Origin of the sequence: Streptomyces sp. NPDC057623 (assembly GCF_042800355.1) — a bacterium.
Lineage (GTDB): Bacteria > Actinomycetota > Actinomycetes > Streptomycetales > Streptomycetaceae > Streptomyces.
In genome coordinates this window covers 56,702-69,854 of sequence record NZ_JBHVGZ010000019.1, presented here as the reverse complement: position 1 = coordinate 69,854, position 13,153 = coordinate 56,702, and the positions used below count along the sequence as shown (strand labels likewise).

At 69.3% G+C, this 13,153-nt stretch carries 9 protein-coding genes; 6 read left to right on the top strand and 3 right to left on the bottom strand.

All coding sequences use genetic code 11. The features are described from left to right. Positions 1 to 91: 91 nt before the first annotated feature. Entirely contained in the window at positions 92 to 1,651 is a 1,560-nt protein-coding gene (locus ACFU95_RS21185; protein ID WP_383829672.1) for an APC family permease, read from the bottom strand. Positions 1,652 to 1,721: 70 nt separating this feature from the next. On the opposite strand from ACFU95_RS21185, the gene ACFU95_RS21180 reads away from it, so the two are divergent. Further along, entirely contained in the window at positions 1,722 to 1,967 is a 246-nt protein-coding gene (locus ACFU95_RS21180) for a hypothetical protein (RefSeq protein ID WP_383829669.1), read from the top strand. A 498-nt stretch (positions 1,968 to 2,465) separates the two neighbouring features. On the opposite strand, the gene ACFU95_RS21175 is transcribed toward ACFU95_RS21180, so the two are convergent. Then, entirely contained in the window at positions 2,466 to 3,113 is a 648-nt protein-coding gene (locus ACFU95_RS21175) for a hypothetical protein (RefSeq protein WP_383829667.1), read from the bottom strand. Between the two features lie 422 nt (positions 3,114 to 3,535). Between ACFU95_RS21175 and ACFU95_RS21170 the strand changes: the two genes are divergently transcribed. From ACFU95_RS21170 to ACFU95_RS21150, 5 genes are read left to right on the top strand one after another with little or no spacing between them, the layout of a single operon-like run. Then, complete coding sequence (locus ACFU95_RS21170) at positions 3,536 to 6,397, top strand: nitrate- and nitrite sensing domain-containing protein (RefSeq protein WP_383829664.1); 2,862 nt, start codon at positions 3,536 to 3,538, stop codon at positions 6,395 to 6,397. Beyond that, positions 6,394 to 6,831 (top strand): roadblock/LC7 domain-containing protein, encoded by a 438-nt coding sequence (locus ACFU95_RS21165; protein WP_383829661.1) that lies wholly within the window; start codon positions 6,394 to 6,396, stop codon positions 6,829 to 6,831. Before ACFU95_RS21170 ends, ACFU95_RS21165 begins: the two co-directional genes overlap by 4 nt. A 9-nt stretch (positions 6,832 to 6,840) precedes the next feature. Then, positions 6,841 to 7,236 (top strand): DUF742 domain-containing protein, encoded by a 396-nt coding sequence (locus ACFU95_RS21160; protein ID WP_383829658.1) that lies wholly within the window; start codon positions 6,841 to 6,843, stop codon positions 7,234 to 7,236. Positions 7,237 to 7,260: 24 nt separating this feature from the next. Continuing rightward, positions 7,261 to 10,911 carry a hydantoinase B/oxoprolinase family protein gene (locus ACFU95_RS21155; RefSeq protein WP_383829655.1) on the top strand — a complete coding sequence of 1,217 codons (3,651 nt, stop codon included), beginning with the start codon at positions 7,261 to 7,263 and terminating at the stop codon, positions 10,909 to 10,911. Continuing rightward, positions 10,892 to 11,497, top strand: coding sequence for an ATP/GTP-binding protein (locus ACFU95_RS21150; RefSeq protein WP_383829652.1), 606 nt, complete (start codon positions 10,892 to 10,894; stop codon positions 11,495 to 11,497). Before ACFU95_RS21155 ends, ACFU95_RS21150 begins: the two co-directional genes overlap by 20 nt. A 140-nt stretch (positions 11,498 to 11,637) precedes the next feature. Here ACFU95_RS21150 and glpK read toward each other — a convergent pair whose 3' ends face one another. Next, positions 11,638 to 13,149 carry a glycerol kinase GlpK gene (gene glpK, locus ACFU95_RS21145; RefSeq protein ID WP_383829649.1) on the bottom strand — a complete coding sequence of 504 codons (1,512 nt, stop codon included), beginning with the start codon at positions 13,147 to 13,149 and terminating at the stop codon, positions 11,638 to 11,640. Positions 13,150 to 13,153 lie beyond the last annotated feature (4 nt).

The window sequence follows — 13,153 nt, the reverse complement described above, 5'->3', positions numbered from 1 at the left end:
GGGCCGCGCGGACAGGCGGCTCCGCCGCCAGGCGCGGAGACGATGCCCGGGGTACGGCCGCCGACCACGGCACGGTCGACCCCGTCGAGTGTCACGGCGAGTTGACCTCCTTGGCGGGGGCGGCTGCGCCTTCCAGGCTGTGTTCGGCGAGGACGCCCGTCCGATGGCGCTGGATGAACCAGTAGTAGGCGAAGCCGCCGCCCGCGATGACCGCGACGAACAGCACCGCGCCCCAGCGCAGATACCAGTGGTACGGAGCCGTCGCGTTGTAGACCGAGGCGCGCGGCCAGATCAGGTTGAGGGTCATGCCCGCGCCCCACACCACGGCGACGATGTTGACCGGCAGCCCCCACCGGCCCAGGGAGAACTTGCCGTCGCCCGCGGGCTGCCACCCGCCGCGCAGCCGCGCCACCAGCATCGGGGCGGTGACCCCGAGGTAGGCGAGGTAGATCATGATGATGCCGATGCTCGTGACGACGGTGAAGATCTGCGGTTGACGGATGTTGACCACCAGGATGGCGAGCGCCAGGACGCCGATGATCACGGTCGGGAGAATCGGCGTCTGGAAGCGCGGGCTGACCCGCGCCAGCAGTGAGGACGCCGGCAAATTGTTGTCCCGGGCCATCGCGAACGCCAGCCGGATCGCCGCCGTGTGGACTGCCAGGGCGCACACCGTGACGGCGATCAGCACACACCACAACATCGCCTTGCCTGCCGTCGGGCCGAGAACGTTGAGCACGACGTACTGGAGGCCGTCCGTCGACAGCTTCTCGCCGTTCAGGCTGGAGACGCTCATCAGCGCGAGCAGCAGGATCAGACCTCCCAGGACGAAGGAGGCCACGATGGCGCGGATGATGGCGCGCGGCGCGTTGCGGGAGGGGTCCAGACACTCCTCACCGAGGGAGGAGGCCGTGTCGAAGCCGTACATGACGTACGCGGACGCCAGCGACGCCACGAGGAACGCACCCAGGTACCCGGTGCCGTAGTCCGCGCCGGTGCCGTTCGTCTCCATCACCACCTGCGGACCGCGGGTGATGTGGACGGCGAACAGGACGATCAGTACGACGGTGGCGATCAACTCGATGAACACGCCCGCCGTGTTGATCCTCGCCATCAACTTGACTCCGAAGGCGTTCACCAAAGTGGTGAAGAAGATCAACACCGCGGCCAGGATGACCGCGTTGGTCGCCACGTCGTAGGTGCCGGTGCCGTCTCCCACGAGCTGGAAGGCCGACGAGATCTGTGGCAGCGTCAGCTGGTAGGCCAGCGCCACGGCCGATATGGACACTATGGACGCGACCAACATCATCCAGCCGGCGAGCCAGCCGAGATGCGGATTGCCTATCTTCTTCGACCAGTTGTAGACGGAGCCCGCGACGGGATAGCGGGCGGCCAGCTCCGCGAAGCACAGGGCGACCATGAACTGGCCGACGAAGACCATCGGCCACGACCACCAGTAGGCGGGGCCGCCACTGCCGTAGCCGAAGTAGAACAGCTGGAACGTGCCGGTCAGGATCGAGATGTAGCTGATCCCGGCGGCGAAGGTGTGGAAGTTGCCGAGTGTGCGCTTGAGTTCGGGTTTGTAGCCGAACTCGGCGAGTTCGGCGTCGTCGTTGCCGTGTGGTCCGGTCGGTTGCTCTGTGGTTGGCATGAGCGGACTCCTCGTGGGCCGGGGAAGGGGAGAGAGCGGCTCGTGGGGGCGCCGGGATCAAGGACAAGTGATGAGCCTGCTGTTACCCGCGAGTCAGGCCAACCACCCCTGCGGTGGGGGATTGGTGTCGCGCCGGATGCGCTTCGCCGCCCGGTACTCGGCGATGCGGGAGGGGCTGAGCGCGCGGCCGTCGCCCGACTACTGGAAGGTGATGCGTTTTCCGAGGACGGGGTTCCCGAGCGTTGCGTCCACAGAGCGCACCCGGCTCAGCGAGACGGGCGCTGAGGACGGCGTTGAGGCCGCGATGAGGCCCTGATGAGGCTGGGGAGATCCGGTGCGCCGCGGGGAGTGGGGGCTCCGCACCGGGTGTCGTCACATGGGAGTTCCGCACGGGGGCGCTGCGCCGAGGCGGGCGCGGCGAAGAGGCCGATCGGGTGCTCGGTGGTGCCGGTCAGGGTGAGGTCGGCGAGGATCCCGCCGACGACGGGCATGGACGTGATCCGCGCCCGGAGAACCCACAGGCCACGGTGCCCGAACCCGGGGGCGCGGGGTGGCGGCCGACGACGAAGTGCTCGACGGGGGTGATGGAGTGCATGCGGGTCGCGGCCTCGACACGAGTGCCGGGCAGGTCCGGGACGCAGCCCGGCATGTGGTCGCCGATCCGTCCGCCACACATCCGCACCCACCCGACGCCCCGCCGCGTCCTGGAGGAGCCTGGCCGGGCCGGTACAGCGGCGTCCTCGCCGGGAATCGGCACGGTCAAGCTCTTAAGGCCGCGCGCGCAGCCTCCCGGCGCCCCGCCGCTCGACTGTGCTCAGGAGTGCGACAACTGCCCGGCCCCGCCCTGTCGGCGTATTCGTTCCTGTGCGCGCTCGGCCTGCCGTGCCTGTCGTCGAGCCCGGCGCCGCTCACGCCGCAGGGCCCGTGCCGTGCTGCTCGGGGTCGAGACGACGCCATGGCGCTGCTTCCACACCTGGCGGGTCACCCAGACGTCCAGGGCGCCCCAGGTGGCCACCACGGTGCTGACCACACTGCTGATCACCATCGGGAAGGCCAACCACGATCCCGCCAGAGTGCACAGGAAGGCCACCATCGCCTGGATCAGCGTCACCGCGATGATCAGCACCGCCCGCACGGCCGCCGTACGCACCGGATCCGGCATCCGGGGCCGCGGGGCGGGCTCCTCCACCCACAACGGCCGGTAGCCCGGCCACGCTGGGTCTGTCCCGCTGTCGACAGCCCCGGCCGCGCTCTCTTCCCTCGCGGCCCTCACGCCAGAGCCGGTCCTTGCATCGTGCTCGTCCGCTGTCACCGCACTCGCGTCCGCCGGAACATCTCTCCCGTCCGTCGCCTCGCGTCCGTCCGCCGGATTGTCGCGATCCAGCGCTTCAGGGTCGCGCCGTGCCGTCACATGCGTCGTGGCGCCGTCCTCCGGCGCCTCCTGCCGCTCTGCCGTGCCCATCACCGTGTCACTCCCCACCGCCAGCAGACCGCTTGCCCGAGCCCGAAGACCTGGCTCCCCAGCGGATGCCCGGCTTGCGCTGTTTTACGCCGCCCGGGGACAGGATGCGGCTCCTGTGGCCCATTCCGCCCCCATCTCCCATACAGAAGGACGACCGACGCGTCCTGAAGATTCCCGAGAAAGATAAATTTCCGGCCAACTGACCCTGTGGACCGGCTGGATCCGTTCGTAGGGGCGCCGTGGGATCACGGGAGGCAATCTCCCGCAATGCCCGGACAACTCCCCATGTCTCGTCGGCCGTGCGGAAGTTCAGCTTCCGGATCACTCTTCGAGTTACTTGTGCGTCGGTAGTAGGCTCGCGCCAATTGTTGACGCACAGGTGTGCCCCCATGACCGGTGGGGGGTTTGAGCTGGGGGAGGCCATGCGCTTTCGCGGGAAGTCGATCCGCCGGAAGATGGTGGCGCTGCTTCTCGTGCCGCTGGTGTCCCTGACCGCCATCTGGGGTTTCGCCACGGTACTCACGGGGCGAGGTGTGGCCCAGCTGTTCACGGTGTCGTCCCTCGTCGAGAAGATCGGTTACTCCACCGAGGACGCCGTCCGCGTCCTTCAGCAGGAACGCCGTCAGGCGCTGGTGTATCTCGCCGATCGCCGCGCCTCGGACGCGCTGTCCGCACTGCGGGCCACTCGGAACGCCACCGACAGCGCCGTCGCCGAGATCCGCGAGAACGCCAAGGACCCGGACGTCCGCGACGGGTTGGACCAGGGCGACAGTGAGCGTCTGACCGCCGTCCTGGACGCCTTCGAAGGCATCAACCCCTTGCGCCGCAGCGTCGAGGACGGAACGGTCACCCGCGCCAAGGCCCTTGACCTCTACAACCGGCTTGTCGACCCCTGTTACGCCCTGCTGGGTTCCCTCGACGGGATCGACAGCGTGGCGATGGACAAACAGGCCCGCGCCCTGCTCAACGTCACCCGCGCCCGCGAACTGCTCTCCCGCGAGGACGCGTTGCTCAGCTCCGCCCTCGTGGTCGGAAGGCTCTCCCGGCAGGAGATACACGGCGTCTCCGACCTCGTGGCCCAGCGCACGCTCATGTACGACATCAGCCTGGCTGACCTGCCCTCGTCGGAGCGTGAACGCTACGAGCGCTTCTGGAGGAACGCCTCCACGGCTCCACTGCACACCGCCGAACAGGCCGTCATCGCCACCCAGCCCGGCAGGTCCAGCACGGTCGACGCCAAGAGCTGGGACATCGCGGCCGGCAGTGTCCTGGACGAGCTCAGCCAACTCAACGACGAGGCGGGCACCCGCTATCAGGACCGAGTCCGCCCCGTCGCGATGGGCGTCATCATCAAAGCCGCCATCGCCGGCGTCCTCGGTCTGCTCGCCCTGATGTTCTCGCTCTTCCTGTCCGTGCGCATCGGCCGCGCGCTCATTCGCGATCTGCGCCAGCTGCGCCTGGAGGCCCACGAGGCGTCCGGTGTCCGACTGCCCAGCGTGATGCGCCGCCTCTCCGCCGGCGAACAGGTCGACGTGGAGACCGAGGTCCCCCGCCTGGAGTTCGACAAGAACGAGATCGGCGAGGTCGGCCAGGCTCTCAACACCCTGCAGCGCGCAGCCGTAGAAGCAGCCGTCAAGCAGGCCGAACTGCGCGCCGGCGTCTCCGAGGTCTTCGTCAACCTCGCCCGCCGCAGCCAGGTCCTCCTCCACAAGCAGCTCACGCTCCTCGACACCATGGAACGCCGCACCGAGGACACCGACGAACTCGCCGACCTGTTCCGCCTGGACCACCTGACCACCCGCATGCGCCGGCACGCCGAGGGCCTGGTGATCCTCTCCGGCGCCGCACCCTCCCGGCAGTGGCGCAAGCCCGTGCAGCTCATGGACGTCGTCCGTGCCGCGGTGGCCGAGGTCGAGGACTACGAGCGCATCGAGGTCCGCCGCCTGCCGCGCGTCGCCGTCACCGGCCCGGCCGTCGCCGACATCACCCACCTCGTGGCCGAACTCCTGGAGAACGCCACCGTGTTCTCCCCGCCGCACACCGCTGTCCAGGTCCTGGGCGAGCGGGTCGCCAACGGCTTCACCCTGGAGATCCACGACCGCGGTCTGGGTATGACGGCCGACGTCCTGCTGGACGCCAACCTCCGGCTCGCCGAGACACCCGAGTTCGAGCTGTCCGACACCGACCGGCTCGGCCTGTTCGTGGTCAGCCGGCTCGCCCAGAGGCAGAACGTCCGGGTCTCGCTTCAGCCGTCGCCGTACGGCGGAACCACCGCCGTCGTCTTCATCCCCGACGCGCTGCTCACCGACGACGTCCCGGACACCAACGGCATCGGATTCCGCCTCGACCGCCCGACGCCCTCCAAGGAGGCCGAGCTGGAGGAGGCGCGCCGAGCCGCGCTGTCCCACGTGCCGGTTCGCGTGCCTGGTCTGCCCGCCTCACTTCTTGACGGCCCGGTCGAGCTAGAGGCTCCCGTCGATCTCGACGCCCTCAGCGACTTCCCGGACCGGCTCGACGACGAGGACAGCGAACGCGGCGGTCTCTTCCGCTCGCGACGCACTCTCGCCTCGATGGAGGACGAGTCGGCAGGCCGGGTCGGCGAACAGCGTCCGGTCTCCGACATCCATGGCGGACCGGCCCAGATCGGCCCGGACGGCGATATGAGCGCCCCGGTCCCGCTGCCCCGCCGCAGCAGGACACCCAAGCTGGTCAGCTCGCACGGACGTCCGGTCACCGAGCAGCGCTCCCGGCGGGAGAAGCCCGACTCGGAGCCTTCGGCAAGCCCCAGCCGCCCGGAACCGGAGCCGAACGGCCTCGCCCCGTTGCCGACCCGCCGCCGCGGTACGGCAGACCGTGGCGAGGGAGCCGGCGTATCCGACCGGACAGGTGACCGTGCCGACGCTCCGTCCGCCACCACGTACGGCCGTGGTGAGCCACCGGAGCCCCCGGCTCTCCCGAGGCGAGCACGGCGTCCCGCCATCGCGTCGAGTGGCTCCGACGACCCCGCCCCGAGCCGGGCCGCTGGACAGGGGGAAACCGGCTCCGGCGTGGGAGCGTTGCCCCGACGCGTACGACAGGCCAACCTCGCTCCGCAGCTCAGGCAGGGCCCCGCACCGCGCGCCGAGGACCCTGCGGCGCTCGCCGAGCGGGACGCGGACGAGGTACGCAGCCGCATGGCCTCGCTCCAGCGCGGCTGGCAGCGCGGCCGCCAGGAGAACGCCGCGGGCGAGGACGCCCACAGCGGCACAGCACCACAACGAACGACTAAGGGGGACGGTCGATGACCGCACCGAAGGCGACCGGCCACACCGCGACCAACCAGTCCGGCGAGCTCAACTGGCTTCTCGATGACCTGGTGGACCGCGTCGCCAGCATTCGCAAGGCCCTCGTGCTCTCCGGCGACGGCCTGCCCACGGGCGTGTCCGGGGACCTGACCCGCGAGGACAGTGAGCATCTGGCCGCCGTCGCATCCGGCTTCCACAGCCTTGCCAAGGGCGTGGGCCGCCACTTCGAGGCGGGCAACGTCCGGCAGACCGTCGTCGAGCTCGATGACGCATTCCTGTTCGTGACGGCCGCCGGCGACGGCAGCTGCCTCGCGGTGCTCTCGGACGCCGACTCCGACGTCGGCCTGGTCGCGTACGAGATGACGCTCCTCGTCAAGCGTGTCGGGGTGCATCTGGGGTCCGCTCCGCGCACCGATCTGCCCGCGGGCGGGTAGAGGGATGGCATGAGCGCTGACGGTCAGGGAAGAAGCCACTGGTTCGACGACGAAGCCGGACCGGTTGTCCGTCCGTACGCCATGACGCGTGGCCGCACCACCAGTGCGGCCCAGCACCGCCTCGACCTGATCGCGGTGGTCGTCGCGGAACCGCACGCGGACGATCCGGAAGCGGACTCGACGCTGTCCCCGGAACACGTGGACATCGTCGGGCTGTGTCGTGACGCCCCGCAGTCCGTTGCCGAACTCTCCGCTGAGCTCGATCTGCCCATCGGAGTTGTACGCGTCCTCGTCGGGGATCTCGTGGACGCGGAATTCGTCCATGTGAACCGGCCAGTACCGCCTGCGGAGCTGGTGGACGAGAGTATTCTGCGCGACGTGATCAACGGCCTGCGGGCGCTGTGAGCGGCGCGGAAGCGGGGTAGTGACGTGACAGGCTGGCAGTTCTGGGTCGACCGAGGCGGCACCTTCACGGACATCGTCGCGCGACGCCCGGACGGCCGTCTGCTGACGCACAAGCTCCTGTCGGAGAACCCGGCCCGCTACTCCGACGCGGCCGTCGCAGGCGTGCGCGAGCTGCTGGACAGTTCCCAGGACCCCATCGAGGCGGTCCGCATGGGCACGACGGTCGCCACCAACGCCCTGCTCGAGCGCAAGGGCGAGCGCACCCTGCTCGTCATCACCCGGGGCTTCCGCGACGCCCTGCGTATCGCCTACCAGAACCGCCCGCGCATCTTCGCGCGCCGTATCGAGCTGCCCGAGCTGCTGTACGAACGGGTCCTGGAAGTCGACGAGCGCATCGCCGCCGACGGCACCGTCGTACACGCTCCCGACCTGAAGGCTCTCGCCGGCCCCCTCCAGCAGGGGTACGACGACGGGATCCGCGCCGTCGCCGTCGTCTGCATGCACAGTCACCTCCACCCCGCGCACGAACAGGCCGTCGGGCAGCTCGCCGCCAACATCGGCTTCCCGCAGATCTCGCTGTCCAGCGAGGTCAGCCCTCTGATGAAAGTCGTCCCGCGCGGGGACACCGCCGTCGTCGACGCCTACCTCTCGCCTGTGCTGCGTCGCTACGTCCAGCACGTCGCCGAGGAACTCGAAGGCGTGCGGCTGATGTTCATGCAGTCCAACGGCGGCCTCGCCGAAGCCGGGCAGTTCCGCGGCAAGGACGCCATCCTCTCCGGCCCCGCCGGAGGCATCGTCGGCATGGCGCGCATGTCGCAGCTCGCCGGCTTCGACCGCGTCATCGGCTTCGACATGGGTGGCACCTCCACCGACGTCTCCCACTTCGCCGGCGAATACGAACGCGTCTTCACCACGCAGATCTCCGGCGTCAGGCTGCGCGCCCCCATGCTGGACATCGACACCGTCGCAGCGGGCGGCGGCTCGGTCCTCCACTTCGACGGCTCCCGCTACCGCGTAGGGCCGGACTCGGCGGGCGCGGACCCGGGGCCCGCCTGCTACCGGGGCGGCGGCCCGCTCGCGGTCACCGACGCCAACGTCATGCTCGGCCGCATCCAACCCGCCCACTTTCCCAGGGTGTTCGGCCCCGAAGGCGACCAGCCGCTCGACGAAACCCTCGTCCGTGAGCGGTTCACCGCTCTCGCGCGTGAGATCCGGGAGCGGACCGGTGACGACCGCATGCCCGAGCAGGTCGCCGAGGGCTACCTCCAGATCGCGGTCGCCAACATCGCCAACGCTGTCAAGCGGATCTCCGTCCAGAAGGGTCACGACGTCACCCGCTACGCCCTCACCACCTTCGGTGGTGCGGGTGGCCAGCACGCGTGCATGGTGGCCGACTCGCTCGGCATCCGCACCGTCCTCGTCCCGCCCATGGCAGGCGTCCTCTCCGCTCTCGGTATCGGCCTCGCCGACACCACGGCCATGCGCGAACAGTCCGTCGAGGCCCCCTTGCAGCCCACCTCGATGCCCGACGTCCTGAAGACGGCGAGCGACCTCGAAGCAGCCGCCCGCACCGAACTCCTCGACGAGGAAGTCCCCGAGAAGCACATCAAGGTCACCCGCCGGGCCCAGCTCCGCTACGACGGCACCGACACCACCCTCACCGTCGAGCTCACCGAGCCCGACACGATGAGGCGCGCCTTCGAAGATCGTCATCGCGCCACGTACTCCTTCACGCTCGACCGCCCGATCGTCGTCGAAGCCCTTTCCGTCGAAGCCACCGGCATCACCGAACCCCCCGATCTCTCCGCTCTCGCCCCCTACGAAGCCACCCCTGAGGGCAGCCCGGCCACACCGGAAACAGTCCGCCTCCACACGGGCGGAGCCTTGCGCGACGTACCCCTCCACCGACGTGAGTACCTGGCTCCCGGCGAAACCGTCACCGGCCCGGCGATCATCACCGAGGCCAGTGCGACAACCGTCGTCGACGACGGCTGGCAAGCCGCGACGACCGACGACGGGCATCTGGTCATGGAACGCACGGCGATTACACAGAGTTCCGATCTCGATACAAAAGCCGACCCGGTTCTTCTCGAGGTCTTCAACAACCTCTTCATGTCCATCGCCGAACAGATGGGCGCCCGCCTCGAATCCACCGCCCAGTCCGTCAACATCAAGGAACGCCTGGACTTCTCCTGCGCGCTCTTCGACCCGGACGGAAACCTCGTGGCCAACGCTCCACACATCCCCGTCCACCTGGGCTCGATGGGCACCAGCGTCAAGGAGGTCATCCGGCGCCGCGGCTCCCGGATGCGCCCCGGCGACACCTACGCGGTCAACGACCCCTACCACGGCGGCACCCACCTCCCCGACGTCACCGTGATCACGCCTGTCTTCGACACGGGAAGCGTGGCGAATACGGAGGGTGAGCAGGGAATCCTCTTCTACGTCGCCTCACGCGGCCACCACGCGGAGATCGGCGGCATCGCTCCCGGCTCCATGCCCGCGAACAGCCGCACCATCGACGAGGAGGGAATCCTCTTCGACAACTGGCTGCTCGCCGAGAACGGCCGATTCCGTGAGCAGGAGACCCTCCGGCTGCTCACCGAGGCGTCCTACCCCTCCCGCAACCCGAAGACCAACCTCGCGGATCTGCGCGCCCAGATCGCGGCCAACCAGAAGGGCGTCGACGAAGTCGCCCGGATGATCGAAAACTTTGGCCTCGGCGTTGTCCAGGCGTACATGAAGCATGTCCAGGACAATGCTGAAGAAGCGGTACGCCGGGTCATCGAGGCCCTGGACGACGGCGAGTACGCCTACGAGACCGACTCGGGCGCGATCATCCGGGTACGCGTGCGCGTGGACCGCGAGAACCGCTCCGCCACCGTCGACTTCACCGGCACGTCCCCGCAGCTGGCCACGAACTTCAACGCCCCCTTCTCGGTCGTCAACGCGGCCGTCCTGTATGTCTTCCGGACCCTTGTCGACGACGACATCCCGCTCAACGACGGTTGTCTGCGCCCACTCGACATCATCGTGCCGCCCGGTTCCATGCTCGCTCCCGAACCTCCGGCAGCGGTCGTAGCGGGCAACGTGGAGACCTCCCAGGCCATCACCGGCGCCCTCTACGCCGCACTGGGCGTCCAGGCCGAGGGCTCCGGCACCATGAACAACGTCACCTTCGGCAACGAACACCACCAGTACTACGAGACCGTCGCCTCCGGATCCGGCGCCGGCGAAGGGTTCCCCGGGGCGCCCGTCGTCCAGACCCACATGACCAACTCGCGGCTCACGGATCCCGAAGTGCTGGAGTGGCGACTGCCCGTACAGCTCGACGAGTTCGCCGTACGGCGCGGCAGCGGCGGGGCCGGGCAGTGGCGCGGCGGCGACGGCGCCCTGCGCCGCATCCGGTTCCACGAGCCCATGACCGTCTCCACGCTGTCCCAGCACCGCCGGGTCCCGCCGTACGGCATGGCGGGCGGCGAACCCGGTGCGCTGGGAGCCAACCGCGTGGAACGCGCGGACGGCACGGTCACCGCACTCGGCGGAAGCGACTGCGCGGACGTCGGACCCGGCGACGTACTCGTCATCGAAACCCCTGGCGGCGGAGGCTACGGCCGACCGTCGCACGACCCCCATCAAGCAGGAGAAGAGATCGATGATCTTCGGGCGTTCTGAGCGCGGGAAGCCTCCGGTCGAGCCCGTCACGCTCAAGATCCTGGTGGCCGGCGGCTTCGGCGTGGGCAAGACGACCCTCGTCGGCGCGGTCAGCGAGATCAGGCCGCTGCGCACCGAGGAGCTGCTCACCGAGGCCGGACGCCCGGTCGACGACACGAGCGGTGTCGAGGGCAAACGCACCACCACCGTGGCCATGGACTTCGGCCGGATCACCTTGCGCGAGGACCTGGTGCTGTACCTCTTCGGTACGCCCGGCCAGGAGCGGTTCTGGTTCATGTGGGACGAGTTGTCCGAGGGCGCGCTCGGTGCCGTCGTGCTCGCCGACACCCGCCGCCTCGAGGACTGCTTCGCGGCCGTGGACTACTTCGAACGGCGCTCCATACCCTTCCTCGTCGGCGTCAACTGCTTCGAGGGAGCCGACCGGTACCCGGCGGAGGCCATCCGGCAGGCCCTCGACCTCGACAGCGACGTTCCGCTGCTTCTGTGCGACGCCCGCGACAGGGAGTCGGTGAAGGAGACCCTCATCGGTGTCGTCCAGCACGCGATGGCCTTCCAGGCGGACCGCCGCGAGGCCGTGACCACCTGAGACCGGGCTACGGGCACGGCCCGTACCCCCGCCGACCGGGGTACGGGCCGTGGCTCATGGGCACGCGCGCGTGGCTCACGCGGGACGCACGCACGCGTGGACCGCTCTTCGGTTCCAGCCTTGCGCTCCTGCCGTCTCCGTCAGCCTTCGCCGTCCTCCAGCCAGCCGAAGCTCTTCTCCACCGCCTTGCGCCAGTTGTGGTACTCGCGGTCACGCGCATCGGCAGGCATGGCGGGCGTCCACTCGGCATCCTTCGCCCAGTGCGTCTTGAGCTCGTCCAGGTCGTTCCACACCCCGGTGGCCAGACCTGCCGCGTACGCGGCGCCCAGGCAGGTCGTCTCGGAGATCTTGGGTCGGATCACCGGTACGTCGAGGACGTCTGCCTGGTGCTGCATGAGCAGGTTGTTCTTCGTCATGCCTCCGTCGACCTTCAGGGTCGTGATCTCGACGCCGGAGTCCTGGTACATGGCGTCCACGACCTCGCGCGTCTGCCAGCTCGTCGCCTCCAGCACCGCGCGGGCGAGGTGCGCCTTGGTGACGTACCGTGTCAGTCCGGTGATCACCCCACGCGCGTCGGAACGCCAGTACGGCGCGAACAGGCCGGAGAAGGCGGGCACGATGTACGCGCCTCCGTTGTCCTCGACACTCGCCGCCAGGGGCTCGATCTCGTCGGCGGTGCGGATGATGCCGAGCTGGTCGCGGAACCACTGGACCAGCGCGCCCGTTATGGCTATCGCCCCCTCCAGGCAGTACACCGGCGCCTCACTGCCGATCTTGTAGCCCATCGTGGTCAGCAGCCCGCTCTTCGACGGCACCGGCCGGTTGCCGGTGTTGAGCAGCAGGAAGCTGCCCGTGCCGTAGGTGTTCTTCGCCGTGCCCACGTCGTAGCAGGCCTGCCCGAACACCGCCGCCTGCTGGTCGCCCAGGGCCGAGGCGACCGGTACACCGGCCAGCTGCCCGACGGCGGTCCCGTACACCTCGGCCGAGGACTTGATCTCCGGAAGGACGGCCTCCGGCACGCTCATGGCGGAGAGGATCGAGGAGTCCCACTGGAGGCTCTCCAGGTTCATCAGCATGGTGCGTCCGGCGTTCGTCACGTCGGTGACGTGATGCCCGCCCTCCGTGCCTCCGGTGAGGTTCCAGATCAGCCAGGAGTCGATGGTGCCGAAAGCGATCTCGCCGCCCTCGGCACGGGCCCTGAGGCCGGGCACGTTGTCCAGCAGCCAGGCCGCCTTGGGCCCGGAGAAGTAGCTGGCCAGCGGCAGGCCGGTCTGCTCACGGAAGCGGTCCTGCCCGTCCGAGCCGCCGAGCTGGTTGCACAACGCTGCCGTACGCGTGTCCTGCCACACGATTGCGTTGTGCACCGGCTTGCCCGTCGCGCGGTCCCACAGGACCGTCGTCTCTCGCTGGTTGGTGATGCCGAGCGCGCTGAGCTGGTCGGCACGCAGCCCGGCCTTGGCGATCGCGCCGGCCACCACCGCCTGCACCTTGGACCAGATCTCGGTGGCGTCGTGCTCCACCCAGCCGGGTTTGGGGAAGATCTGGCGGTGCTCGCGCTGATCGACGGCCACGATGGCGCCGTCCTGGTTGAAGATGATGCAGCGGCTCGAGGTGGTGCCCTGGTCGATGGCGGCGACGAACTTGTCCGTCATGACG

Bases quoted from the DNA above. Each gene is read 5' to 3' on its own strand.
- ACFU95_RS21170 (WP_383829664.1), top strand. From the start codon at position 3,536: ATGCGCTTTCGCGGGAAGTCGATCCGCCGGAAGATGGTGGCGCTGCTT.
- ACFU95_RS21160 (WP_383829658.1), top strand. From the start codon at position 6,841: ATGAGCGCTGACGGTCAGGGAAGAAGCCACTGGTTCGACGACGAAGCC.
- ACFU95_RS21175 (WP_383829667.1), bottom strand. From the start codon at position 3,113: ATGGGCACGGCAGAGCGGCAGGAGGCGCCGGAGGACGGCGCCACGACG.
- ACFU95_RS21185 (WP_383829672.1), bottom strand. From the start codon at position 1,651: ATGCCAACCACAGAGCAACCGACCGGACCACACGGCAACGACGACGCC.
- ACFU95_RS21165 (WP_383829661.1), top strand. From the start codon at position 6,394: ATGACCGCACCGAAGGCGACCGGCCACACCGCGACCAACCAGTCCGGC.
- ACFU95_RS21150 (WP_383829652.1), top strand. From the start codon at position 10,892: ATGATCTTCGGGCGTTCTGAGCGCGGGAAGCCTCCGGTCGAGCCCGTC.
- glpK (WP_383829649.1), bottom strand. From the start codon at position 13,149: ATGACGGACAAGTTCGTCGCCGCCATCGACCAGGGCACCACCTCGAGC.
- ACFU95_RS21180 (WP_383829669.1), top strand. From the start codon at position 1,722: ATGAGCCTGCTGTTACCCGCGAGTCAGGCCAACCACCCCTGCGGTGGG.